Origin of the sequence: Stutzerimonas stutzeri, from assembly GCF_024448935.1 — a bacterium.
GTDB classification, from domain to species: domain Bacteria; phylum Pseudomonadota; class Gammaproteobacteria; order Pseudomonadales; family Pseudomonadaceae; genus Stutzerimonas; species Stutzerimonas stutzeri_AO.
On sequence record NZ_JAMOIE010000041.1, the window covers coordinates 16,568 to 41,780 of the forward strand.

Below are 25,213 nucleotides of genomic sequence, written 5' to 3' on the forward strand. Positions count from 1 at the left end.
CATCCGCGATCTGCTTGAAACCGCATAATCGCCGCCAGCGTTTCTGTGCGCTCATGGCCCGCTCGTGCATGAGGCTCAAGCCGCTCCTGGCGCTGACACAGTTGCGCGCCTTGGCCGTTCGCAGTCGAATCGTGGCAAACGTCGATTCGACCGAAGTAGTGGTGGCGCAAATGCTGCCAATGCGCGGCCGGGAAATCGTAGAAGGCCAGCAGTGCCTCCCGGTCCTTGGCCAGGCAATCAGTGGCCTTGGGGTATTCGTTCTGGTAGGTCGCCACGAAGCGATCGAAGGCGGCCTCGGCGTGCGCGCGGGTGTTGGCCTGCCAGAGATCGCGTGCCATGCGGACTTGGCCTGGGCTGCACGCGCTTGGGCAGCTGGTCGAGCACATTCGCCGTTTTGTGCACCCGGCAGCGCTGGGCGCGCGTGCTGACGAGATTATGATCGCTACTGGAAAGAGATAAAACCCGCCGATCGTGGTGTCGGCACTCTGGCGATTGTCGTGTTCTACATCGTCTTCGGGGTCCCGCATGCGATGGCGGGCGCGTTCCAGCTGTCGGCCTTGGCCTTGACGGGGCTTTCGTACGCGTCCGCGCTTGCGCTGTTCATGGTGCCGGTGGCCCTCATGGAGACAGCACCAGGTGCTGCACTCAGAATTGCGGCCAAGCATTCCCGAAGCGTTCCCCCCTCCCTGTTTTCTTGAAAATAAAACAGGCCGCAACGGCCACCGCTGCGGCCTTGGGATAGCTTAGACGGCGTTTTATTGAGCCGTATATCCACCGTCTATAACCAGTTCGGAGCCGGTTACGAACTTCGATTCGTCGGAGGCCAGGTAAAGCACCCCGTAGGCGATGTCCATGGGCTCGCCCACGTGGCCGAGCGGATGCAGGCTGTCGAGCGCCTTGCGGCCCTCTTCCACGCTGCCCTGTTCCGACAAGTAGCTCTCAACCATTGGAGTCCAGATAAAGCCCGGGTGGATGGAGTTGACGCGGATCTTGTACCCGGCCTTCGCGCAATGCAGGGCCGTCGATTTGGTCAGGAGCCGCACCCCCCCCCTTGCTCGAGTTATAGGCGGCCAGGTTCGGGTCGCCCACCAGCCCTTCGATGGAGGAAAGGTTGATGATGCTGCCGCCGTTCTCGTTGCCTTTCATGGCCAGCACGGCCTCGCGCGTACCAAGGAAAACCCCGTCGAGGTTGACACTCATCAGCCACCGCCATTCATCCAAGGTTGTCTCCTCCACGCTGCCACTAACCGCCACGCCAGCATTGTTGACCAGCACGTCCAGGCGGCCGAACGTGTCCAGCGTCTTTTTAACCACACGTTTCCATTCCTCTTCCTGCGATACGTCCTGCTTGATAAACAGCGCCTCGCCTCCTTTCTTCTCAATACCTTTAACGACCTCGCGGCCTTCCTTCTCTTTCAAATCCGTAATAACCACTTTCGCGCCCTCGTCGGCCAACGACTCGGCAATGGCTTTGCCCAGCCCGACAGCACCGCCGGTTACCAGGGCAACTTTATTTTTAACTCGATACATAGTGCACTCCTAGGGCCTGTTGACGTTTCACATGGGGACCATAAAAAAAGCCGCAGGCCAGGCCATCATGCTTTCGTAATTTCGCTTGAGCTTATCGTAACGCGTCGCTATGGCGCGATACGGTCTCAATCGAGCAAAGGCATTCTCAACGAGATGCCGATAGCTATATACGCTCCGTCCAGGTTGGAATTTCCTTTTTCCGAGTTGCGTTCGCGAGGGATAGGCATCAGCGCTCAGAGGGATCTTGCGGGTGTTGCCTGCACGAATTTTGCCAATGACTTCTGCGTCTTCCGTGGCAGCCCCTGTGCTGTCCTGGTGTGCCTTGACGAAGGAGTCCATCAACATGTTGAAAACCGCGATCAGTTTCCCGACAGCTGACCAGGCGTTGAAGCGCTTGTAAACGGTGTTCGCCCGAAAGCCTCGGGTAGATCCCGCCACTGACAACCGGTGCGCATCCGCTCAAGGATGCCTTCCACCGTGACCGCAGGTCAGCCTTGTCATAGATCCCTTATTGAAGCAGGATAGATTTCAGCTTCGACCAGTATTCATCCGTGAGCATTTGTCGGGGCATGGCAAGCTCGCAGTTTGTTGATGCCGAAACCTATATTCTGCGAGCTTGCCCCTATCCTGCCAAATCTCCCTGTTACCAAACGTCAACAGGCCCTAAAGCCTCACTTCGCTGACCTGCACGATCGGCTCGACGTTGGTGAAGTTCGGCACATCGCCCATGATGGCCTGCGCATGCGGGGCGAAGGCGGCCGTGAAGGCTTCTGCCGAGTCGAAATAGAGGTGGCCCATGGCGATATAGGGCGCGCTTGACCCTGGCGCCGCGCCACCAAGGCCCTGTTCTGCGGCTGTGCGTTTGCAGGCTGCGCCGAGCTTCTCCTGGACCATCGGCATATGGCTGTTGCAGTAGTAGGCCATGTCGAACGTGGTGCCTTCGTTGTTAGGGTAAAGAACGCTGACCTTGATCATGTTTTACTCGCTTGGTTTTTGTGTTTGTTAGACCGTTCAGGCGGCATTTGCGGCGCTAAGAGAGGCATAAAAGGCGCTCTCGAACTCCAGGTAGCCGGTGAAGGACGTCGCATCGCCAAAAGGCAGGATCTGTGTCGCCCAGAAGCCTGCGAAACCGTTGGTTCGGTCGATCCAATAGAACAGGTTGGCGAGACCGGCCCAGCCAAGGGCACCGGCGGGGCGACCGGTCGGGGTCTGCTCGTCGTTGACCATCGCGATGTAGGACCATGACTTGGACAGGCCGGGAAAGAATTCGGCGTCGTTCGCAAGCGATGGAATCACGCCCGGCAGCGCGCCGACCTTCTTCTCGCCCAGCTGGTTCTTCGCGGCCATGGCGACGGTTTCGGGCTTCAGCACGCGACCGTTGGCGCCCATCCCGTCGTTCAGCCACATGCGGATGAACTTCATGTAGTCGCCCACCGTGCCGTACAGCCCATGACCGCCCATATGGATGTCGGGCTTGTCAGGCAGTTCGAAGTCCATCGCCGTGAGCGAGCCGTCTTCGCCGCGGGCATGCATGCCCGCCAGCCGGGCCCGTAAGCGGTCGTTCAGCTCGAAGCTCATGTCCTCGATGCCGAGCGGCTCGAAGATCCGACTCTGGAATACCTCGCCGAGGCGCTTGCCGGTGATGCGCTCGACCACCTGGCCGGCCCAGTCCATATTGGTGCCGTATTCCCATTTGTCGCCGGGATCGAACAGCAACGGCGTCATCAGCGCTGCCTTGGACGCGGTGATGACGCTCGGCTGATCCTTTTCCTGGGCGAGCCGGTTGTAGGTCTCGTTGAAGAAGTCGTAGCCGAAACCGGCGGTGTGCAGCAGCAGATGCTTGGTCGTCACTGGCTGCTTCGGATCGCGCAGGATCGGCACGCCGGCCGCGTCGAAGCCCTCGATCACCTTCAGCGTGCCGATCTCGGGCACGTATTGACTGGCGGGCGCGTCGAGGTCCAGCTTGCCCTCCTCGACGAGCTGCAGCACCGCCGTCGCGGTGATCGCCTTGGTCGTCGAGAAGAGCGCCACGACGTCGTCAGTGGTCATCGCTGCGTCGTCGTCGATTCGGCGCAGGCCGGCGGCGCCCTCGTAGATGTTGTTCTCGCGGTCCGTCACCATCGCCACTACGCCCGGCACGCGCGGCTGCGAGTTGACGACCTTGTTCAGGATGTCATCGGCATTGAATGAATGGCTCATATTGTTGTTCTTCTCCTGTGATCAATGACTGATGTCACTTCTCGGTTCTTCATCCGCCAGCAACGCGCTTCGGGGAGCGGAGCGCGCGGCGGATGACTCCCAGCCTCAGGCGGCCTGCGAGGGGCCGGCCTTGCTCATCCTGAAGGAGGGATAGCCTTGCCTGGCCTCTTGATCGCACTTGTCGCGATAGGTGCCGACCCCTCCGATATAGGACAGGACGCGCCGGGGCTTGCCCGGCACGTTCGCCCCCGTGTACCAGGAATTTGTCTTGGCGACCAGGGTGGCGTTCGCCGTTTCGTCATGATGGCGGACCCAGGCGTCCTCACCCTCCCGCGTCGGCTCTATGAGCTCTTGGCCGGTCTCGCGCAGGTGACGGATGCAGTCGGTGATCCATTCGGTCTGTTGCTGCAGGCAGGTGGTCATGTTGCACAGCGCGGCCGAGGGCGCGAGCGGGGCGCCGGTCATGAACAGGTTGGGGAAGCCGTGTTTCATCAGCCCCATCGTGGTGCGGATGTCCTTGCGCCAATCCTCGGCCAGCTTCATGCCGGCGCGACCGGTGATGTCAATGCGCGAGAGCGCACCCGACCTGGCGTCGAAGCCCACCGCCATGATGATGGTGTCGACTTCGTGGAGCGTGCCGTCTTCGAGCCTGACCCCCTCGGGCACGATCTCGGCGATCGGGTTGTCGCGGACGCTGACCACCTGCACATTGTCGCGCAGATAGGTCTCCAGGTAGCCGGACTCCAGCGGCACGCGGTGGGTGCCGAAGCCGTAGTCCTCCTGCTTGGGCACCAGGATGTCGATCAGCCGCGGATCCTTCAGCCTCGCGCGCATCTTCTCGCGGACGAACTCCGAGACCTCCTCGTTGATTTCGGCATCGAAGAACATTTCACCGAAGGAGGCGAGCCAGAGCTTGAGCGAGCCGTCGGCGTGGACCTCCTCGAGGAGTTCGCGGCGCCGCTCAGGCGTCAGGTCAGCCCAAGCGTGCACGAAGTCGTACTCGAAGCCGGAGAAGGTGCGGGGAAGGTTGGTCTTCAGCTCCTGGAACCGGCCCTTGTACCATGCGGTCTCTTCGGGCCCGTATTTCGGGTTTTTCATCGGCAGCACGTATTGCGGCGTGCGGACGAAGACAGTCAGGTGGGCGACCTCGGGCGCGATGGTCTGGATCACCTGGATACCGGTGGCGCCGGTGCCGATCACGGCGACACGCTTACCTTTCAGTTCCAGCCCCTGTTGTGGATAGCGCGCAGTATGGACGATCTCGCCCCTGAAGCTGGCCTGTCCGGGGAAGCGGTCAGTCAGCGGCGCCGAGAGCATCCCGGTGCAGCCAATCAGGTAGCGTGTCTTAACTACATCGCCCTGGTCGGTCTCGACCGTCCAAAAGCCGCTCACCTCGTCAAAGGTGGCCTTGGTGATCATGGTCGAGAAAGAGATATCACGGCGCAGGTCGAGCCGATCGGCGACATAGTGCATCCAGCGCTCGATCTCCGGCTGACCGGGGAAGCGCTCGCTCCAGGTCCAGTCCTTGTAGAGACTTTCATCGAAGAGATATTGGTAGATATAGGATTCGCTGTCGAACTTGGCGCCGGGATAACGGTTCCAGTACCAGGTGCCCCCACATCCGCCGCGGTGTCGCAGGCGTGGGCCGTAAGCCCCAGGCCGCGCAGTTGATGCAGCTGATACAACCCGGCTACTCCGGTACCGATCACCAGCGCGTCCAGTTCGGCCGGCATGGGATTGCGGCGGCCGACTTTCTGTTTCGCACTACCCATTGGCGTCTTCTCCTTTGGCGCAGCCGTTGTCCGGCCGCTGAATATTGTTGTCATTACCTTTCTTTGAAGGCATGTGCCGTATGCAAGCAACTGTTACCCTAGGCAACAAGCGATGAGCCGTCAAGAAGCATAAACCACCATTTCATTGAACAATCAGTCCCACCCCAAACCAACCCGGCCATTTCCGCCCCAGTGACCCTCTCAGACCCAACCGTCAGCCGAGCGCCACCTTGCCTGGTGTCGCCGGCAACGTCCTTGTCTTTGCCGAACGGATCTTCCTTACCCGAATAAGCGCGTTTGCGGCGGGCCGCGACGCTCGGGCAATCGAAACGCATTCGGATATTCACTTTTTCCCTTCAGGTTATTCAGGATCTTCTGGATCACCACCAGGTCTTCGATGCCGGCGATGACCGTTCATGGCGCCGCCGCATTTCCGGCAGGTCTCGCTACCCATGTGCAATGCCCGCTTGAGGCGCTGCGCCCAGCTCACGCGTGGCTTCGGCATCAGGACGGCCAGCCGGGCGATGAAGTCGAAAGGCCCGAAGATCACAGGCGAGGTGCCGTTCCGGTACGGCGTCTTGAGCTGGTCGCGAACGTTGCCATTGGGCGTGAGCGACAGGCGCTTTTCCGACACCGCCGGGCGGCTGATATAGCGGCGCAGCCGTTCCAGTTTCTGGCGCTCATGGGCCTTGGCCGCCACGCCGGCGTGCCGCGAGAAGCCAGCCACTTTGCCGACCGTGTCGCCGACTTGACCTTCTGGATCACAGGCGGGCGGCGCCTGCCAGGCAACCACCTACCACCTTCCTTCAGGCTCATTTCAGGATTGGAAAGGACTCGGCGATGCGATATGGGATCGAGTGACCGCACAATGGGCTCATGGAACCGTCATCCACCGCATCCCCGCTCAGGTCGCTGTTTTCGGCATCCCGCTCCAGCAGGCCCTGGCGCTCCAGGAAGCGCCCGAGCCGATGGGCGATGGTGTGCGCCCGTTGGATGAGTTCCTAAGCCGCGACGTTTGCAGCTGAATGCAACCAGATGCTCGGCGTGACAGGACTCGCAGCGCACCCGCAGAAACCCGTGCTCGAGACGGCAGCATCGCAGGTAGTCCTCGAACTCGAGGCGCATGTAATCCGGCAGTTCCCCGCCCTGCTCCGCCCAATGGCCAGCGAACGCCGGGCAGTATTCTTCGACGATCCGACAGCGCAGGGTTTACTCGGGACGGTGGCGCTGGTAACGACCCGCATCCTCGTCCCGGACGGTTGTCCTGGCCGCCGCAGCGCGGGCATGATCCGCCTTGCAATGCTGTGTTTTCAGCCTATCGTTCAACTGCGGAATCTTGAAGCCACAGCGTGATGGCAGCCAGTGCCAGATGCCAGCCAGTTCCGGTCACTCCCACTCGATCGTCGCCGGCGCGCCGCAGATTGTCGGCTGGGAGATCTATGGTGGGCCCCATGGTCAAGAGAATTTGCCTGGATTTACGTACGTCGCAGTTCACGACTGATCCTGGAGGGGCTTCGACCAAGCAACCGGGCAATCTCTCGCCGGTCCATGCCATGCAAGCGACTTACCTGGATCGTGGCGCGTTCTTCTATGCTGAGTTCTTGATATGACATGGGGCAGCACCTTGCCGCAAAGGCCAGGTGTTGCACTCAGTTTCCGCGGCCGCCATGACTTGGAGCAAGCCGGCAAGCATCGACCCAACATAAACTTAAACAGCAATTCAAGCACTGCTTTATTGCCTGTGAGCGTGCCGTAGCCATCTACTTACGCTATAAGGTTCCACGATGCCGACGCTGCCTTTCAAACCCTGGCCAACCCTTATTGCGGTGGTCATAACTCTGCTGATCTGGTTAGTTATTCCGTTGCCGGAAGACCTCACTTCTGATGCCTGGCTGATGCTGGCTATTTTCGTGGGGACGATCGCCGCGATTATTGGCAAGGCAATGCCTATCGGCGCTATTTCAGTCATTGCTATTTCCGTCGTGGCGGCGAGCGGGGTGACCAGCGATAATCCGGGCGCTGCCATTAGCGATGCGCTAAGCAGCTACTCCAACTCGCTGATCTGGTTAATCGCCATATCGATTATGATTTCCCGAGGACTGATTAAGTCAGGGCTGGGGGCACGTATCGGCTACTATTTCATCTCCCTCTTCGGCAAGAAGACGCTGGGGATCGGCTATAGTTTGGCTTTTTCCGAGCTCGCCATTGCCCCCGTCACCCCGAGCAATACCGCTCGTGGTGGCGGGATCATGCACCCCATCATGCGCTCTGTTGCCAAAGGCTTTGACTCATGCCCGGAAGACGGCACTTCGAGCAAAATTGGCAAATACCTGGCGCTGGTGAACTATCACAGCAACCCGATTACCTCGGCGATGTTTGTCACGGCTACTGCTCCTAACCCGTTAACCGTTCAGCTAATTTCAATCGCCACCGGGGCGGAAATTCAACTGAGCTGGATGACCTGGGCGCTCGCCATGCTGTTACCTGGTTTGGTAGCGATCCTGGCCATGCCCTATATCCTTTACCTGCTTTATCCGCCGGAAATAAAACAGACACCCCACGCCACGCAGATGGCACGCGATAAACTTGCCGAAATGGGCAAGATCAGCCGACATGAAGGCATTATGCTGTTTGTCTTCCTGGTTCTCTTGCTGCTATGGGCGGATATCCCAGCGCTATTTCTGGGCGATGCCGTCACCCTCAACACCACCACCTCTGCGTTTATTGGGCTATCGATCCTACTGCTGACCGGCGTCTTAACCTGGGACGATGTGCTGGCGGAAAAGAACGCCTGGGATACCCTACTCTGGTTCGGCGCCCTAATCATGATGGCAACCCAGCTCAACCAGACCGGCTTGATCGACTGGTTCTCCACCAACATGCAGAACTGGATAACCATGATGGGTATCGGCTGGATGGGTGCTTCCGCCCTGCTCGTGCTAACCTTTCTCTACACCCACTATTTCTTCGCCAGCACCACCGCGCATATCACTGCCATGATGGCGGCTTTTCTTACCGTCGGGTTAACGCTCGGTGCACCACCCATGCCGTTTGTACTGATCATGGCCGCCACTTCCTCCATCATGATGACCTTAACTCACTATGCGACAGGCACATCGCCCGTTATTTTTGGCTCGGGCTACCTGACGCTGGGCGAGTGGTGGAAAGCGGGCTTCATCATGAGCGTAGTGAATCTGGTTATCTGGGTAGTGGTCGGCGGCTTGTGGTGGAAGCTGCTGGGCCATTATTGAAATGGTTTTTACCATTCGCCTTTTAGCTTATTTTTATGCGTGGCAGGCGCGTTGGCGCCCAGCGGTTTACCGTACTTCAGCCCCGAAGCTGAAGCGGTGATCTGCGTAGGTTATTGTAGATCTTTCGCTATTGGTGCATAAGCGGCCAGACACCGAAGCCGCTGCGGGACCGCCCGATCGGACCAGGACATGCGTCGGTAATCGTAATCAATGCTAGACACGCAAATTAGCAGCTCACCATCGGCGTAACGCGTCGATCAGCACGCTGACCTAGCAGGAGTCTGGCTGTACGCAACGGGTCGCTTCGAGAACCGTTCTATAATCCTGCGTTGTGCCAGTATTACGTCTATCGGCTCTCGGTTTTGCCAGCTCTAGGCCGGTTTCCGGTATCGACTCGGATGCCAGTAGCCCGACAGCAGGGGTAGCGGCGGTCCATGCCAGCCGCGGCGTCGCAGTTGCGTGGCGATCAGCGCGTTCATGATCTTGTGCCCCATCAACAACACGCTGCCATGGGTTTCTGCCAGTTCGATGAGCTTGTCTGCAGCCGCACTGGCCCGTCGCTTTGATTCGCTGACCGGTTCGGTGTGGCGCGCGAAACCCAGAAACCAGGCTGTCCGAAAGGTGATACGCCAGACACCCGAGGGCATCAACGGATACGTCCAGCCGGGATAAGGCAGGTGCGCCTCGGCGAACAACGGATCGGGCGGGTGCAGGCATTGGCAGTTCAGGTGCTCGCGCGACTCCACGCAGCGCATCAGCGGGCTGCAAACCACGGTGCCGGCCGCATCGGCCAGTCGCCGCAGGGATTCGGGCCGCTCACTGGCGACGACACTGGCGGCGTTGTAACGCTCGACCCAATCCTTCATGCCGGCCGGCGTGCTCCACGGGTCGGCACTGTGGTCAGGCCGCCCATGACGCACCAGGATGATCTGCATGACGGTGCTACCAGACGGGACGATACTTATTCGAAACGTAACGGCAAAGCCGGTTCCGGGCTGTTCAAAAGATAACGGGACCGATGCGGATACGGGTTGGAAGGCCCTGGCAGAAGACCAGGGCCGGACGCCTTACTTATCGAGGGCTTCCTGTTTTTCCAGGAAATCTTCTTCGAGCATCGCGTCCTTGACTGCCTGCGGTTGTTCATCAAGCAGCGGATCATTGATCTCACCACCTGAGAGCACCTTGGTATCCAGTTTGCCCATCAGGTGTTCAAGCGCATGACGCATCTTCTCGACAGCCCCATCGACCGCAAGCTGCAACGACTCGGCTTTGTGGGTGACCGACACGGCCTGATGGCCCTTAGGGCGCGCTTCAATCTGGCAGCGCTTGTCATCAGCGCCAGCCTTTTGCGCATTCTCGTCGCTGACGTGCACTTCGATGCGAGTGAGGAAATCGTCGAAGCGCTCCAGCCGCTCCTCTACGGTCGAACCGACCCATTCATGCAGCTCGACGCTGCCGGGGATGTGGTGGCTGTTGACTTGGACATGCATACGACTACTCCTGATTGATGACGTACCTACTAGGGTTCGAGGCGTCTGTACCGCCGAGGTTCAGCGGCTTTGTCTGTATGAATTGTCGCCAGACGTTGACTGGCCTCGCCTGACGCAGGTCAGTGAAGCGGCGCGCCCGCAGGGGGCACCGCCTCGCACCGACGGGGCATCAGACGCTAGTCCTGCATCAGTTGGCGATAGCGCCGCTGATAGTCTTCGTAGGGCAACCCTTCGCCCTGCAGCCGCTGCAGCTGGTCCTGACGATAAGCCTCCTTGCTCAACGGCGCGGTTACAGCGGGCTGCGGAGCGACCGTACCCAGGCCGCTCGCCCCATGTGGGAACAGTTGATCAGTCAGTTCGGCGATCTTGTTTTCTGCACTGATGAACTTGTCGGGACGACCACCTCCCCAGCGTGCGTCGTACTCGGCCTGCCCTACCTGGCGGCCCTTCTCGTAGACCCGGATGTCGGCGTGGTTCATGTACAGCAGCAGATCCCATCGCCATGTACCGGTATAGGTCGTGCTGAGAGGGCAGCGAGCCGGGCTACTCCCGGGTGACAGCTGACGGGTTCTGAACCCCTTGTCCCGAAGCAGCTGCTGGTATGTGGTGTTGAAGCCTGCGCGCAAGCCAGGCGCAGGAATGGTGCAGATTTCCGGCGACAGTTCAGCGGACAGACTGGCTGGGGTGACCGTTTGCTTGATGCTGCAGCCAGTGATGGCAAAGGAGGCGAAAAGCAGAAACAGTGGTTTGGCGCGCATGGTGACATCCTGTCCGGGTGAGATTGCCGGCATTTTGCCAGTAATTCGGCGGATCCACATACTTCGCCTAGCGGCCCTCCGAAGACCGGCTGGCCTGATCGGCGCGAGCCCCGAGGAACCAACCCACCGCGCCCCATACCGCCGCACTCACCGCGCCGACCAGGGCAACCAGCCAGACGCCGTGGCCGAGGCTGTCGAGCAGGGCTTTGGCCCAGCCGCTCAGCGCATCGCCACCGCGATAGACCACCGTATCGATGAAATTCTTCGCCTTGTATTTGCTCTCGGCATCCAGCGGTGCGAAAAGCATCTCGCGACCCGGGCGGACAAAGGCATATTCGCCGACGCGGCGCACGATCATCACCGCCGCCAGCACAGCAAAGCCCGGCGCCAGCGCCAGACCGATGAAACCCAGGCAGACCAGCGCCGGTACCGCGGTGAGCAGCACTCTGACCCCCAGACGCTGGGCGATGCGCCCGGTAATGAACAGCTGCGACAGCAACGCGCCAGCCTGCACCACGAAGTCGATTGCACCGAAGACTCGCACCTGCTCGGCGCGGTCGGGAAACAGCTCGGCTACCAACCGCGCCTGCTCGAAATAGAGGAAAGTGCTGGCGGTGGTCAGCAGCAGGACGAAGGCGGCAATGCCCAGCAGGTAGCCCGAACCCAGCACCCTGGTCAGACCACTGAACGGATTGCCCGCCACCGGCCGTTTTGGACTTTCGGCGTGTTCGGCACCGGGGCGGCCTGCACCCCGCAGCGCACGCCAGGCCATCAGGTAGTGCTTGATCGCCACCGCCACGGCCAGCAACAGCGCCACCAACAGCATCAGGCCGAACTGCCCGAGCGCCTCGACCAGCAAGGCGCTCATGGCCGGCCCCAACAGCCCACCGACGCTCGCACCGGCAGCAATGAAGGCGAACAGCCGGCGCGCCTGAGGCGCGTCGAACACATCGGCCATCAGGCTCCAGGCCACCGACACCACGAACAGGTTGTAGACCGAGATCCACACGTAGAACACCCGTGCCAGCCAGACGCTGTCGCCGAGCACGAAGAACAGCATGGCGAACAGCACCAGGTTGCTGCAGAAGAAGCCGTACACCCAGTCGATGTAATGGATGCGCGCCACCCGCGAGTTGAGCCAGGCGAACAGCGGCACGGCCAACAGCATGGCAAAAAAAGTCGCGGTGAACAGCCATTGCAGGTTGTCGACGCCCCCCTGGATCCCCATGGACTCACGAATCGGTCGCAGCATGAAGTAGCCGGAGAACAGGCAGAAGAACAGGCCGAACCCAGCCAGTGCCGCACCCAGCTCACCGGGACGGGCATTGATCGTAACTGCTGCGCGCGCAGCGAGCGGCTTCATTAACCGGCCTCCGCTGAAGCCTCTCCAACCGTCTTCATTGAAAGGCTTCGACGATCATTGCTCGCTGGTGCGCGTCCGGTAACCGGCCCTGCCCGGCCATGATATTGTCGGCCATGTAACGCGGATTGGAGGTGGCGGGAATCACCGTGGTCACCGCCGGCTCGGCGAGAATGAACTTGAGCAACAGCTGTGCCCATGAACTGGCATCGACATCCGACGCCCAGGTCGGCAGTGGTTTGCCCTTGACCCGCGAGAGCAGGTTGCCGCGGGTAAAAGGCCGATTGATCAGTGTGGCAATGCCGTGATCAGCGCAATACGGCAGCAACCGCTTTTCGGCGTTGCGCTCGCCGACCGAATAGTTGAACTGAACGAAGTCGACCGGCTCCTGCTTGAGCACCTCGAGCAACCGATCATGGGCGGATTCGACATAGTGCGTCACGCCGATGTAGCGGATGCGCCCCTGCTCCTTGAGCTCGCGCAGCAGGCCCAGTTGGGTGCGCGTGTCCTGCAGGTTGTGCACTTGAATCAGGTCGATCATGTCGGTCTGCAGCGTCTCGAAACTCTTCTCGATTTGTGCCAGGCCACGCTCACGGCCAGTGGCGGAGACCTTGGTGGCGAGGAAAACCTGATCACGTACGTCACGACGCTGGATCAGCTCGCCCACCACGCGATCGGCATTGCCGTAGCTCGGCGCGGTGTCGATCACCTTTGCGCCGCCTTCGACAAAGACCTGCAGCACATCCAGCAAGGCCTGCATGTCAGGATCGTCAACGCGGATGTCATGTGTACGCGATGTGCCCAGCCCGATCACCGGAAGCAATTCGCCGGAGGCAGGGATCGGCCGCACTCGCAACGCTTCGGCGGCTCTTCCCAGCAATGGCAGCAGCGGCCCGAGGGTGGCAACGGTGGCTAACAGGGCGGAACGATGGAGCAGCTGACGGCGAGTCTGCATGAGCGGGTCTCCGTATGAGGTGGTGGCGGCGACGTTGAGTATGGTCGATGCCGCACGACGCACCGGCAGATCCGATGACAAGAGCTTTTCTGTATGTGACAGCGCAGTGAGAGCAGCCCGCCCAAGGTTCACAGCCTGCAAGGACAGGCAGCCCATAGGCTCGGCTGCGCATTAATGGCATTATGATATCATTTCAATTCTACTTCGCCGCGCCAAACTGGCAGGTGCCGGCTCAGCTCGACCCATAAGCTGCGGCTTGCTTCCTATCGAGAGAACGATGCGCCCAACCCCTTCACGCCCCAGCGGGCAACCTACCAGGCCGGCGCCGCTGAAACAGCGCCGCAGAAGACAGCGCCTGATCAGCCTGGCCTATGCCCTGGGGCTGCTGCTGGTGTTTCTGCTCAGCCTGTTGCTGTTACCGGACGACGCCGGGCTGGGCAAGCTGCTCTGGGGCGCACGCGGCTCCGGCTAGCCGAGCGCCACGTAAGCGCAGGAGGGCTCAGACCTGGAAACGGCCCACCAGGGCAGCCAGACGCTGAGACAGCCCCGACAATTGCTGACTGGCCTGCATGCTTTTCGCTGAATTGGCCGCCGCATCATCGGATAGATCTCCGATATCGCTGTTGTTGCGGGCAATCTCCTCGGTGACGCTGCTCTGCTCCTCACAGGCCGTGGCAATCTGCGCCGCCATGTCATTGATGCGCTGAACCGACTGCGTCGTATCCGCCAGCACCTGATCGACCCCAGCAGCCCGCTCTACGCTGTCGCGCGCCTTGCTACTGCCGGCATGCATCGCCTGCACGGCCTTGGCGACGCCCCCCCCTGCAACCGCTCGATGCGTAGCTGAATGTCCTTAGTCGAGTCCTGAGTACGGCCCGCCAACGCTCGCACCTCGTCCGCCACCACGGCAAAACCACGACCCTGCTCGCCGGCACGGGCGGCCTCGATGGCGGCATTCAGCGCCAGCAGGTTGGTCTGCTCGGCAATACCGCGGATCACTTCAAGCACGGCACCGATGCTGGCGGTCTCTTCAGCCAGTGCCTCGATGGTCTGCGAGGTGCTTTCCACTTCCTGAGCCAGCTGACGGATCGACTGCACGGTACTGCTGACCACGGCAGCGCCCTGGCTTGATTGTTGTTGCGCATCGCGTGCCGCATCCGAGGCGTTTTGCGCATTCAGCGCGACCTCGTGTACCGCAGCGCTCATTTCCGTGGCAGCCGTGCTGACCTGATCCACGGCGGCGTGCTCGCTGTTGATCAATTGATCATTGGTCGCCGCCATCCGCGCCATGTCACGTGCAGCCGAATCGACTTCTGCGGTCACCCGACCGACTTCAGCGATCAAAGGCTGCAGCTTGTCGAGAAAACGATTGAACGCATTGCCAAGCTGGCCCAGCTCGTCAGCCGAGCGAACATCCAGGCGCGCACGCAGATCACCATCGCCCTCGGCGATCTGCTGAACGCGATCGAGCAATCGGCGCAGCGGCTTGAGCACCACCAGTGGCAGACCGAGCACCAGCAGCACACAGCCCAGCAAGCCGATCACCAGCAGGGTGCCCTGTTGCGCCTCGGTGCTAGCGCCCTCGGCAATCGCCGCCGCGCCGATCGATTGGGCGGCCTCGTCCTCAAGGTTGCCGAGCTGATCGATGGCGTCGCGCATGCTGTCGAAGCGTGCCTCGCTGTCGCCGAAGCTCAGCGTGCTGGCCGCCTGCGGGTCGAGGTCGAGCTGTTCGACGACGCGCTGCGACACCGCCGACCATTGGGCGAACCCGCGGTTGAATTGCTCGACCAGCGCCATGCCCTCAGGTCCCGGCTGCATGGCCGCGTATTTCTGCACACGGTCGTAGGCCTGCTGCAGATTCTCCGCGTGGCTGGCCTTGAGCGCCTCGACGTGATCCCCGGCATCGCTGTCGAGCAGGCTCCGTTCGGCGACGAAGGCCTGGTAGAGGTCGCGGTCGGCATTGAGCAGCAGGCTGATGGCCGGCAGATGCCGCGACGCGAGCCGCTCGCTGGAATCGGCGACGCGCTCGATGCCGCGTATGCCAAAGACACCCATTAGCACCAGCAGGATGGCGAGCGCCGCGATGGGTAGGGTGAGTTTCCAGCGGAATCCGAGATCGACGAAAAGGCGGGGCATGACAGTGCTCCTTGGCGGGCTTGTCCATGGCTATCGGCCGCAATGGCTGCGGCAACAGGTTACCCGTCGACCGTTGCACAGCAACCGCAACGCTCCGTTGAGCCAGGTCAACCCGCGGGACAGACGGCCCGGCATTACCGGAGGCGTGCCACCGGCACCCACCGGTACTTTCGGATGAAGACTATGGTTTCATGGCGATCTTCGACCCGGCGGCCGATAACGTGGCTGACGGTGACGGCGCCGAACGGGCATACAGCTCGCGGCCTGGGCGCCGATAACAAAAAAGTAGCCTCTGATCCACGGCTGATCAGTGCGGGAGCGGCCGAGTTTCCCGCTTCCTATCCTCAAGCGCGAGTAACGCCCATGATTTCGCTCTCCCGATTCAAGCCAGGCCATACGCAATCCACCGGCACGGCGAGCCTGCTCTGCTCGGCTCAGCAACTCTCACAGCAGCTCGCCGCCCTGCGCTTCAACCCTACCTACATTGCCGGCTTCGTCTCGCCGCATGTAAATCTCGATGAAGTGGCTCGGCAGGTATCGCAGCGCTTTCCAAGCGCAACGATCAGCCTGTGTACCACGGCGGGCGAGCTGTCCAGCGAGGGCCAGCGGCTTTACTGTGCGACCGGCGCGCAGTGGGATCGGGCGGTGTTGCAGCTGTTCGACGCCAGCGTCATCGCCGCCGCCGAGATGGTCCGCGTGCCACTGGAGTGCGAGGACATCCGCAGCCAGGGTCAGCGGCTGTCGATGGGCGAACGCATCGCGCGCCTCACGGCGTCGATCAAACGTGTGCAGGTGTCGATGAAGATCGATTACCGCGACACCCTGGCAAACATCTTCTTCGATGGTCTCTGCGCGTCTGAATCCTTCTTCATGGAGGCGCTGTACGAATCCGGTCGTTTCCCCTGCCTGTTCGTCGGCGGCTCAGCCGGCGGCAAGCTGGATTTCCAGAAAACCCAGCTGCATGACGGCAAGCGCAGCTACCAGAACCATGCGCTGATCGTCTTCCTCAAGTGCGCACGGGACGTGCGCTTTGGTGTGTTCAAGAGCCAGAATTTCGAGCCGACGCCGCTGAGCCTGAACGTGCTCAGTGCCTCCCTGGAGGACCGTTACATCAGCCAGGTGGTCGACTCACGCGGCAACATCCGCACCATGGTCCAGGCGCTGTGCGAGGCGCTCAAGTGTGCGCCACAGGAGCTGGAGCAGCGGCTGGCCGACTACTCGTTCGCCATCCGCGTCGGCCAGGAAGTGTTCGTCCGCTCGATCTCGCAGATCGACTTCGCCAACGAGCGCGTGCACCTGTTCTGCGACGTCGCCCCCGGCGAAGAGCTGATCATGGTCAAGCGCACCCCGCTGGCCGAGACCACCCGCCGCGACTATCAACAGTTCATGCGCAACAAGCCCGGCAAGCCGCTGGTGGGCATCCTCAACGACTGCATCCTGCGCCGACTGAACAACGAGCAGGCACTGGGCGGCATGGACCCGGTATTCGATGACGTGCCAGTGGTCGGCTACTCGACCTTCGGCGAGATTCTCGGCCTCAATCTCAACCAGACCCTGACCGCGGTGTTCTTCTTCCGCACCAACGGCAAGGATGAGTTCCACGACGAATACACCGACAACTTCATCGCCTACCACGGCGAGTGCAAGGCGTTCTTCCTGCGCCGGCAGATCAAGAAGCTGACCGGCCTCAGCCAGGTGGTGGTCAAGCAGATCGAGCAGTTCAAGCGCCAGGACTACAGCAGCGCGGTGGACATCAATGGTCTCGACGAACACATCCGCCCGGTGTTCCGCGGCCTGGCCGACCTTGGGCAGGTGCTGTCCCAGGCCGACCATGAACGGCAGTCCATGTCCGAACAGCTGAGCCAGTGCGCCAACGAGCTGCACGGCTCGATGGACGACCTGACGCTGAACATCAACCAGCAGGGCACCGTCATCGAGCAGGCCGGCAGCTCGGTCAAGCAGATGGTTCATCAGGCCGACGAGGTGGTCAGCAGTGCCCGCGATCTGGCGCAGTCGAGCCAGCGCATCCAGTCGGTGGTGCAGACCATTCAGCAGATCGCCGGGCAGACCAACCTGCTGGCGCTCAATGCTGCAATCGAGGCCGCGCGCGCCGGCGACATGGGCCGCGGCTTTGCGGTGGTGGCGGACGAGGTGCGCAAGCTGGCCGAGATCACCGGCAAGAACGCCGAGGAGATCGGCACCGATATCGACCGCCTGGCCAGCGAGATTCGGGGGGTGGCGCAACACATCGAGACCCAGTCTGCCGGTGTCGGCTCGCTGACCGGACTGCTCGATGCGCTGGAAAATTCGAGCAACCTCACCACCGGCACCTCGCGCCAGACCAAGGGTGTCGCCGACCGACTGATCGGCCTGACCGCGCGCTGAGGCGCTTCGCCAATGGCCAGGGTCTGTTGACGTTTGTCGCGAGCGAACGAAACGTCAACAGACCCTAACGCGTCAGGCGTGCGCGAACCTCGGCGTAGGGGTAGGCCTCCAGCGAGGCGAAACCGGGGAGCTGGCGCGCCTTGAGCTTGGTGAACACCGGCACGCTGATGCCGCAGAGAAAGCGCGTCAGGCACTCGGCGCTGGGTGCGTTGCCCTTGAGCTGCCTGTAGCGCTGACTGAATTCGGCGCAGCGGGCGGCCAGGTCCATTTGATCCAGTGGCGCCAGTGCCGGCGGTTCCGGCAGTTTCGCGACCTGCCCGTGACAGACCGAGCAATGCCCGCAGCGCTGCGGAGCCTGGCGATCACCGAAATAGGCGGCCAGCCGCTGGCTCAGGCATTCGACGGATTCGAACAGCGCCAGCATGTTGTCGATGCGGGTGATTTCGCTGGCTTCGTGCTGCTTGAAATAGGCGTGCAGCTCGCCGCTCAGCGCTTCGGCATCGAAGCGCGTGTCGAGCAGCGCATAGACCTCGGTCATCTGCTTGCTCTCCAGCTCGATCCAGCCCTTCTCTTGGAAATACTCCAGCGCCTTGACCACCCGCGCGCGGTCGGCGCCGTGCTGCTGATAGAGTGCGTCGAAATCCAGCCTGCACCAGGTCCGTGCCCGCGCCGAGCTGTGCACGATGGCCTCGACGAACTGGCGCCGCTCGCCGCCGAACTTCGCCACAAGGGCTTCAGGTTCGAGCAGGTACTTGAAGCGGTACTCGGCGAAATAGGCGAAGCGTGGCGCGATGATGCCGCGCAGCTCCAGTTGCACCAGCAGGGTTTTCAGCGGCAGCTGACGGATGTTGCTCTGGTCCGACAGCCGGTTGAGCATCAGTTCCCACTGCCCGCCGGCGCCGGCCTGCAGCAGCTCGTCGAGCACGCAGCGGATGCCCTCGCGCTCCGGCGTGTCGCCATAGACGAAGTTCTGCAGCACGCTGAGGCTGTCGCGATTGGCCAGCACCAGGCAGTCGGACGGCTGACCGTCGCGCCCGGCGCGACCGATCTCCTGGCTGTAGTTCTCCACCGACTTGGGCAGGTCGTAGTGCACCACGTTGCGGATGTCGGATTTGTCGATGCCCATGCCGAAAGCGATGGTGGCAACGATGCAGTTCAGTTCGCCCGCCATGAAACGGCGCTGGATCGATTCACGCAGCTCATGAGCCATACCGGCGTGATAAGCACTGGCCGGAAAGCCCCGCTGCGCCAGGTGCTCGGCGACCTGCTCGGCGGTCTTCTGCTGGGTGACATAGACAATGGTGGGCTGCCCCGCCCTGTCTGACAGCCATTCCACCAGCCGGCGCTGCTTGTTGAAGCCACTGACCGGTTCCACCAGCAGGTTGAGGTTGGGCCGGTAGAAACCGGTGGTTACCACGTCGTCCGCGGCAATCGAGAATTTGGCCTGCATATCGGCGATCACCGGCGGCGTCGCGGTGGCAGTCAGCAGCAGCACCTGGGGAATGTTGAACTGACGCTGGTAGTCGGGCAGCTTGAGGTAATCCGGACGGAAATTGTGCCCCCATTCGGAGATGCAGTGCGCCTCGTCCACCACCAGCAGCGAGATCGGCACCTGGCTGATGAAGTTGCGGAAACGCTCGTTCTTCAACCGCTCCACCGAGATCATCAGGATCTTCAATTCACCGGACTTGGCCCGCGCCATGGTCTCGCTGGCCTGCTCGCGGCTCTGCGCCGAGTCGATGCTGCCGGCGGCAATGCCATGCCGGTGGAGGAACGCCAGCTGGTCCTGCATCAGCGCCAGCAAGGGTGAGACCACCAGGGTGAGCTGCGGCAACAGCAGCGCCGGCAGCTGGTAGCACAGGGATTTGCCCGAGCCGGTGGGAAAGATAGCGGCCGCCGAGCGCCCGGCCACCACCGCGCGAATGGCCTGCTCCTGGCCGGGACGGAAGCCGTCGTAGCCGAATGTCTGCCTGAGCGTCTGTTCGATCATGCTGAGCCACTCCTTTGACTGGAGGCCGGATGGTAGCAAAAGGAGGGAGACGGTACTGCACCTCGGCCCGCCTGAGGCGCCGGCCGTCTGGAAAACCCGCATGCGCACTGGCGAGGCGGGTCGAGACGCTGGCGCGAAGGACGCAACCAGCCATTTCGCTCAATCGGCTGGATTGAAATCGGCAATTATCGTTAGCAAGCTAGCAAATTTACGATAGCGGGGCTCCTGAAGAACAAGCACAAGCGCCGCCGGATCAGGTGATCCCGCCCGCGAACAGGAACGGACCTACGAACCAGATAGAGGATTTCCTGCCATGCGCGTTACCCTTGCTACTGCTGCCCTACTCCTCTCGGCCGCCTCGCTTGCCCATGCCAACAGCGGCGAACCCGAACCTTACACCTACGGCACCCGACTCGATATTGCCGCGGTGGTGTCCATCAGGATCGAGCCGACACCCTATTGCGAGGTGACAGACGCGGTGATGACCTATCGGGATTCTACCGGGGAAGTCCATAGGCTCGCCTACCGAGCGCTTGCCGACAGCTGCAAGAACCAGAACTGACCCGCTACAGTTCCGGACTGGCAGACGCCGATCCGCCTTCAGGACGATCGGCAACCTTCGCAACCGGCGCAAGCTTGTCCGAGACGATCAGAAACGATCGCGGATGACCACCTCTTCAAACGGCAGCTTGCCGACACGCGGCCAGGATCGGCAGCTCGCTTGCCCAGCCGCCCGAAGGCGGCTTTTCCCATGGCTTGGCGCTACAGCTTAGAGCTGCGGGCCAGCGGCCTTGATGGTATCGGAGACGTCGAACTTCTTGAAATTCTCGATGAACTTCGCCGCCAGTTCCTTTGCAGCCTGATCGTAGGCGCTCTTGTCGGCCCAGGTGTTGCGCGGGTTCAGCAGCTGGGTGTCGACGCCGGCGACGGCCTTCGGCACGTCCAGGTTGATGGTCGGCAGGTGCTCGGTCTCGGCACCGATCAGCGCGCCGCTCTGGATCGCAGCGATCACCGCACGGGTGGTCGGGATGTTGAAGCGCTTGCCGACGCCGTAGCCACCACCGGTCCAGCCGGTGTTGACCAGGTAGACCTTGGAGCCAAAGCCGTTGATACGCTTGATCAGCAACTCGGCGTACTCGCCAGCCGGACGCGGGAAGAACGGCGCGCCGAAGCAGGTGGAGAAGGTCGACTTGATGCCGCTGCCCGAACCCATTTCGGTGGAACCGACCAGCGCGGTGTAGCCGGACAGGAAGTGGTAGGCAGCCTGCTCGTTGTTCAGGATCGACACGGGCGGCAGTACGCCGGTCAGGTCGCAGGTCAGGAAGATCACCGCGTTCGGCTCACCGCCGAGGTTCTTCTCGGAGCGCTTCTCGACGTGCTGCAGCGGGTACGCGGCGCGGCTGTTCTGGGTCAGGCTGGCGTCGGCGTAGTCGGGCAGACGGGTGCGCTCGTCGAGCACCACGTTCTCCAGCACGGCGCCGAACTTGATAGCCTTCCAGATCACCGGCTCGTTCTTCTCGGACAGGTCGATGCACTTGGCGTAGCAACCACCCTCGATGTTGAACACGCGGCCAACGCCCCAGCCGTGCTCGTCATCGCCGATCAGGTAGCGGCTCTCGTCGGCCGACAGGGTAGTCTTGCCGGTGCCGGACAGACCGAAGAACAGGGTGGTGTCGCCGTCTTCGCCGATGTTGGCGGCGCAGTGCATCGGCAGCACGTCGACGTCCGGCAGCAGGAAGTTCTGCACGGAGAACATGGCTTTCTTCATTTCACCGGCGTACTGCATGCCGGCGATCAGCACCTTTTTCTCGGCGAAGTTGATGATCACGCAGCCATCGGAATTGCTGCCGTCACGCTCGGGGACACACTGGAAGAACGGTGCGTTGAGAATGCACCACTCGCTCAGGCTCGCCTGATTGAACTGCTCGGGGGTGATGAACAGGCAACGGCCGAACAGGTTGTGCCAGGCGGTCTCGGTGGTCATCTTGACCGGCAGGTAGTGCTCGGGATCGGCGCCAACATGGACGTGGGAAACAAAGCTGTCACGCTCGGCGATGTAGGCTTCGACACGATTCCACAGCGCTTCGAAGTTGCCAGCCGGGAACGGACGGTTGATCGGGCCCCAGGCAATCTTGTGCTGGGTGCTGGGCTCTTCGACGATGAAGCGGTCAGCCGGAGAACGACCCGTGCGGTGCCCGGTCTTCACCACCAGAGAGCCATTGGCGGACAGTTCGCCCTCTCCGCGCTTGACGGCTTCTTCAATCAGTTGAGCGGTGCTGATGTCGGTGTACACGGCGTTGGTGGCTTGCGTCATGAGTGTTCCCGTCGGCCCTGGGCCGATTCCTCCATGCTGTTGTAGCCCACCGGACGGTGAACTACATCGAAAAAAGTGCTCGCGATTATGACAGAAATGACGCTGCGCTGGGTATGAGGGCGTGATGGCGAAAAGGTTCATAGGCCCGGGAAGCCCTCAATGTCGCGTGCCGGATGGTCCTTCCGTTCCCGCACCAGCAAAAAGCTGGGTGATGTCGGCCGCGTCGAAGCGGTAGCTATGATTGCAGAACTGGCAATCGATGGTAATGGCCCCGCCCTGCTCCGTCAGCAATAGTTCGGCGTCGTGCTGGCCGAGACTGATGACTGCATTGGCCGAGCGTTCGCGCGAGCAGCTGCAGCGGAACACGATCGGCCGCGGCTCGAACAGCCGAACCTGCTCTTCGTGATAAAGACGATGCAGGATGGTCCGGGTATCGAGCCCCAGCAACTCTTCGGTCGACAGGGTATCGGCCAGGGTACGCAGGTGCTGCCAGCTGGCTTCGCGCTCTTCGCCGTCACGGATGCGATCAGCCGGCAGCTGCTGCAACAACATCCCGCAAGCACGGCGGCCATCAGCGGCCAGCCAGAAGCGCGTCGGCAATTGCTCGGACGACGCAAAGTAATTCGACAGGCTGTCCGCAAGCGTCACGCCGTCCAGCGCAACAATGCCTTGATAACGCTGCCCGTTGGCCGGGTCGATGGTCATCGCCATAATGCCATCGGGCATCAGTTCCGAAAGGGTCGCGCCGGGGGTCAGCAGCGCCTCGTCATAGCGGGCGATACCACGCACCTCTCGATTGCTGGAACACTCGACCATCAACAACGGCACCGCGCCGGACGAGCGTGCCTGCAACACCATCAACCCATCGAATTTCAGCGTGCCGACCAACAGCGCCGCCGCCGCGAGCAGTTCGCCGAGCAACTGCGCAACCTGTTCAGGATACGCATGCTTGGCCAGGACCTCCGCATAGCTGCGCTCGAGCCCGACCCATTCGCCGCGAACGTCGGTGTCATCGAAGAGAAAGCGTTGGGTGTAATCGGAATCGAGCATGGGCATGACCAGAGCAGGTGGGCGTTCGGGGCCGTCATAATAAATAGCGGGACGTGGCACGTCTCGGCGATGGTGCGGCGCCTAGAAGAAGGGACCGCATTCTAGGATGAAAGTGGCGATCGTCCAACCAGCGGCACTCAACCGGCGTCCGAGTGAAACCGCTGCAACGCGCGGCGTTGCTTCTTGCTCGGCTTGCCGTCGGTTTCCACACCCAGACTGCCGGCCTTGCGCATGGCGGCGGCGTGTTCGCGGCGGGCCAGGCTTTCGGCGGTCTCCTCATACAGTAGCTGAGCCTCTGGCGCGCCCTTGCGCACCGCCGACAACGCCCTGATCACCACGGTGCGCTCATCGAAGCCGGCCCGAATCACCAATTCTTCCCCGAGTTTGGGTTCCTTGCTCGGCTTGCAACGCTCGCCCTTGCAGTGCACCTTGCCGCCTTCGATGGCCGCTTTGGCCAAGGCGCGCGTCTTGAAGAAACGTGCCGCCCACAGCCATTTGTCCAGACGGACTTTGCCGTCGTCTTTCTCACTCATCGTTCAACTCTGCCTAGCGTCTCGTTGTCATAGGTTGGAACAGGGAGATGCGCTTGTCATGCAGCCTGTCTAGAATGCGCGGAAATTTGCCGGATACGCTTTTGAACAGTCCCGACCTGCAAACAATCATCGGTTTGCGCGAATGGATCGCCTTGCCTGAGCTCGGTGTGGTCGGCCTGCGCGCGAAGATCGATACCGGCGCCAGCACCTCCGCCTTACATGCGACCGACATCAGCGAATTCAAGCGCAATGGCCAACGCTGGGTCCGTTTTACCGCCCACCTGGGGACGCTGGTGCAGAGTCGCCACCGCTGCGAAGCGCCGCTGGTGGCGCGCAAGATCATCAAAAGCTCCAACGGACACGTACAGACCCGCTACGTGGTGCGCACGCTATTGGCGCTGGGCGACCACCTGTGGCCCGTCGAATTCACCCTTACCTGTCGCAAGACCATGCGCTATCGCTTACTGCTGGGGTCAAAAGCCCTGATGGACGGCAAATGGCTGGTCGACCCTGCCCGCACCTACGTGCAGGAAAAACCCCAGACTCTCACTCTTTCCGGTGCCCCATGAAAATCGCCGTGCTGTCGCGCAACCCACGCCTGTATTCGACCCGCCGTCTGGTTGAGGCCGGCCAGCAACGTGGCCATGAGGTGGTCGTCATCGACACCCTGCGCGCGTACATGAACATCGCCAGCCACAAACCGCAGATTCATTATCGCGGCCGCCCACTGGAAGGCTTCGATGCAGTGATCCCGCGGATCGGCGCCTCGGTTACCTTTTATGGCTGCGCGGTGCTGCGCCAGTTCGAAATGCAGGGCGTGTTTCCGCTGAATGAATCGGTGGCCATCGCGCGCTCGCGGGACAAGCTGCGCTCGCTGCAGTTGCTGTCGCGCCGGGGTATCGGCCTGCCGGTGACCGGTTTTGCCCACTCGCCAGACGATATTGCCGATCTGATCCGGATGGTCAACGGCGCGCCCCTGGTCATCAAGGTGCTCGAAGGCACCCAGGGCATCGGCGTGGTCATGTGCGAAACCGCCACCGCCGCCGAGTCGGTGATCGAGGCCTTCATGGGCCTCAAGCAGGACATCATGGTGCAGGAATACATCAAGGAAGCCGGCGGCGCGGACATTCGCTGCTTCGTGGTCGGCGACAAGGTCATCGCCGCCATGAAGCGTCAGGCCAAGCCTGGCGAATTCCGCTCCAATCTGCACCGCGGCGGCACCGCCAGTCTGATCAAGATCACCCCGGAGGAGCGCATGACCGCGATCCGCGCGGCCAAGGTGATGGGCCTGAGCGTGGCGGGCGTCGATATCCTGCGCTCCAACCATGGCCCGCTGGTGATGGAGGTGAACTCATCTCCAGGTCTGGCCGGGATCGAGGAAACCACCGGCAAGGACGTCGCCGGGCTGATCATCCAGTACCTGGAAAAGAACGCCGGCCCGCATCTGACGCGGACGAAGGGGAAGGGCTGAAACGGCTGGAGGCTGGAGG

General features: G+C 61.7%; 21 protein-coding genes and 5 pseudogenes. 7 read left to right on the top strand and 19 right to left on the bottom strand.

The genetic code is table 11. The annotated features are described in order from the left end of the window. Positions 1–179: 179 nt before the first annotated feature. A pseudogene (locus tag NA637_RS25700) lies at positions 180–527 on the bottom strand (transposase); the annotation flags it as partial. On the opposite strand from NA637_RS25700, the gene NA637_RS13085 reads away from it, so the two are divergent. After that, positions 498–698 carry a hypothetical protein gene (locus tag NA637_RS13085; protein WP_256072691.1) on the top strand — a complete coding sequence of 67 codons (201 nt, stop codon included), beginning with the start codon at positions 498–500 and terminating at the stop codon, positions 696–698. The pseudogene NA637_RS25700 and the gene NA637_RS13085 sit on opposite strands and share 30 nt — an antisense overlap. A gap of 57 nt (positions 699–755) precedes the next feature. Here the strand turns inward: NA637_RS13085 and NA637_RS13090 are convergent, their stop codons facing one another. From NA637_RS13090 to NA637_RS13125, 8 genes and pseudogenes are all read right to left on the bottom strand, one after another. Continuing rightward, on the bottom strand, positions 756–1,043 hold the full coding sequence (locus NA637_RS13090; RefSeq protein ID WP_256072692.1) for an SDR family oxidoreductase: 288 nt from the start codon (positions 1,041–1,043) through the stop codon (positions 756–758). Further along, positions 940–1,530, bottom strand: coding sequence for an SDR family NAD(P)-dependent oxidoreductase (locus NA637_RS13095; RefSeq protein WP_256072693.1), 591 nt, complete (start codon positions 1,528–1,530; stop codon positions 940–942). The genes NA637_RS13090 and NA637_RS13095 overlap by 104 nt, the downstream gene beginning before the upstream one ends. Before the next feature lie 27 nt (positions 1,531–1,557). Continuing rightward, positions 1,558–2,101 (bottom strand): annotated as a pseudogene (locus NA637_RS13100) (transposase). A gap of 92 nt (positions 2,102–2,193) precedes the next feature. Then, entirely contained in the window at positions 2,194–2,505 is a 312-nt protein-coding gene (locus NA637_RS13105) for an EthD family reductase (protein ID WP_256072694.1), read from the bottom strand. A gap of 36 nt (positions 2,506–2,541) precedes the next feature. Continuing rightward, the gene (locus tag NA637_RS13110; protein ID WP_256072695.1) at positions 2,542–3,729 is read right to left on the bottom strand and encodes a serine hydrolase domain-containing protein; all 1,188 of its coding nucleotides are present in this window, start codon (positions 3,727–3,729) and stop codon (positions 2,542–2,544) included. 105 nt (positions 3,730–3,834) lie between these two features. Further along, positions 3,835–5,367: a flavin-containing monooxygenase gene (locus NA637_RS13115; RefSeq protein ID WP_272889024.1), complete on the bottom strand. Its 1,533-nt coding sequence runs from the start codon at positions 5,365–5,367 to the stop codon at positions 3,835–3,837. A 413-nt stretch (positions 5,368–5,780) separates the two neighbouring features. Then, a pseudogene (locus NA637_RS13120) lies at positions 5,781–6,815 on the bottom strand (transposase). A gap of 167 nt (positions 6,816–6,982) precedes the next feature. Further along, a pseudogene (locus tag NA637_RS13125) lies at positions 6,983–7,114 on the bottom strand (helix-turn-helix domain-containing protein); the annotation flags it as partial. Positions 7,115–7,285: 171 nt separating this feature from the next. On the opposite strand from NA637_RS13125, the gene NA637_RS13130 reads away from it, so the two are divergent. Next, positions 7,286–8,752, top strand: a complete 1,467-nt coding sequence (locus NA637_RS13130) for a DASS family sodium-coupled anion symporter (protein WP_256072696.1) — start codon at positions 7,286–7,288, stop codon at positions 8,750–8,752. A gap of 371 nt (positions 8,753–9,123) precedes the next feature. Here NA637_RS13130 and NA637_RS13135 read toward each other — a convergent pair whose 3' ends face one another. The 5 genes from NA637_RS13135 to NA637_RS13155 all read right to left on the bottom strand — a co-directional run bounded on the left by NA637_RS13135 (position 9,124) and on the right by NA637_RS13155 (position 13,315). Further along, positions 9,124–9,687, bottom strand: coding sequence for a fructose-2,6-bisphosphatase (locus tag NA637_RS13135; RefSeq protein WP_256072698.1), 564 nt, complete (start codon positions 9,685–9,687; stop codon positions 9,124–9,126). Between the two features lie 132 nt (positions 9,688–9,819). Continuing rightward, positions 9,820–10,242, bottom strand: a complete 423-nt coding sequence (locus NA637_RS13140; protein WP_045423360.1) for an HPF/RaiA family ribosome-associated protein — start codon at positions 10,240–10,242, stop codon at positions 9,820–9,822. Between the two features lie 176 nt (positions 10,243–10,418). Continuing rightward, positions 10,419–11,000 (bottom strand): Sbal_3080 family lipoprotein, encoded by a 582-nt coding sequence (locus NA637_RS13145; protein WP_256072699.1) that lies wholly within the window; start codon positions 10,998–11,000, stop codon positions 10,419–10,421. A gap of 67 nt (positions 11,001–11,067) precedes the next feature. Beyond that, entirely contained in the window at positions 11,068–12,363 is a 1,296-nt protein-coding gene (locus tag NA637_RS13150; RefSeq protein ID WP_256072700.1) for an NTP/NDP exchange transporter, read from the bottom strand. A 34-nt stretch (positions 12,364–12,397) separates the two neighbouring features. Next, positions 12,398–13,315 (bottom strand): aldo/keto reductase, encoded by a 918-nt coding sequence (locus NA637_RS13155; RefSeq protein ID WP_256072701.1) that lies wholly within the window; start codon positions 13,313–13,315, stop codon positions 12,398–12,400. A 277-nt stretch (positions 13,316–13,592) separates the two neighbouring features. On the opposite strand from NA637_RS13155, the gene NA637_RS13160 reads away from it, so the two are divergent. Then, complete coding sequence (locus NA637_RS13160; RefSeq protein ID WP_256072703.1) at positions 13,593–13,787, top strand: hypothetical protein; 195 nt, start codon at positions 13,593–13,595, stop codon at positions 13,785–13,787. Between the two features lie 27 nt (positions 13,788–13,814). On the opposite strand, the pseudogene NA637_RS13165 reads toward NA637_RS13160, so the two are convergent. Then, positions 13,815–15,451: pseudogene (locus NA637_RS13165) on the bottom strand (methyl-accepting chemotaxis protein). Between the two features lie 363 nt (positions 15,452–15,814). Between NA637_RS13165 and NA637_RS13170 the strand changes: the two are divergent. Next, on the top strand, positions 15,815–17,836 hold the full coding sequence (locus NA637_RS13170; protein ID WP_256072705.1) for a methyl-accepting chemotaxis protein: 2,022 nt from the start codon (positions 15,815–15,817) through the stop codon (positions 17,834–17,836). Between the two features lie 64 nt (positions 17,837–17,900). On the opposite strand, the gene NA637_RS13175 is transcribed toward NA637_RS13170, so the two are convergent. Beyond that, the gene (locus NA637_RS13175) at positions 17,901–19,826 is read right to left on the bottom strand and encodes a RecQ family ATP-dependent DNA helicase (protein ID WP_256072707.1); all 1,926 of its coding nucleotides are present in this window, start codon (positions 19,824–19,826) and stop codon (positions 17,901–17,903) included. Positions 19,827–20,139: 313 nt separating this feature from the next. On the opposite strand from NA637_RS13175, the gene NA637_RS13180 reads away from it, so the two are divergent. Then, positions 20,140–20,388: a DUF2790 domain-containing protein gene (locus NA637_RS13180; protein ID WP_256072708.1), complete on the top strand. Its 249-nt coding sequence runs from the start codon at positions 20,140–20,142 to the stop codon at positions 20,386–20,388. Positions 20,389–20,595: 207 nt separating this feature from the next. Here the strand turns inward: NA637_RS13180 and NA637_RS13185 are convergent, their stop codons facing one another. The 3 genes from NA637_RS13185 to NA637_RS13195 form a co-directional block, all read right to left on the bottom strand. Then, a complete protein-coding gene (locus NA637_RS13185) occupies positions 20,596–22,140 on the bottom strand; it encodes a phosphoenolpyruvate carboxykinase (RefSeq protein ID WP_256072709.1) in 1,545 nt (514 codons plus the stop codon). Positions 22,141–22,296: 156 nt separating this feature from the next. After that, a complete protein-coding gene (gene hslO, locus NA637_RS13190; protein WP_423836728.1) occupies positions 22,297–23,190 on the bottom strand; it encodes an Hsp33 family molecular chaperone HslO in 894 nt (297 codons plus the stop codon). Positions 23,191–23,327: 137 nt separating this feature from the next. After that, positions 23,328–23,723: an RNA-binding S4 domain-containing protein gene (locus NA637_RS13195; RefSeq protein WP_256072711.1), complete on the bottom strand. Its 396-nt coding sequence runs from the start codon at positions 23,721–23,723 to the stop codon at positions 23,328–23,330. A 101-nt stretch (positions 23,724–23,824) separates the two neighbouring features. On the opposite strand from NA637_RS13195, the gene NA637_RS13200 reads away from it, so the two are divergent. Together NA637_RS13200 and rimK are read left to right on the top strand one after the other, a co-directional pair. After that, a complete protein-coding gene (locus NA637_RS13200; RefSeq protein ID WP_256072712.1) occupies positions 23,825–24,292 on the top strand; it encodes an ATP-dependent zinc protease in 468 nt (155 codons plus the stop codon). Beyond that, on the top strand, positions 24,289–25,194 hold the full coding sequence (gene rimK, locus NA637_RS13205; RefSeq protein WP_256072713.1) for a 30S ribosomal protein S6--L-glutamate ligase: 906 nt from the start codon (positions 24,289–24,291) through the stop codon (positions 25,192–25,194). The genes NA637_RS13200 and rimK overlap by 4 nt, the downstream gene beginning before the upstream one ends. Positions 25,195–25,213: the final 19 nt, after the last annotated feature.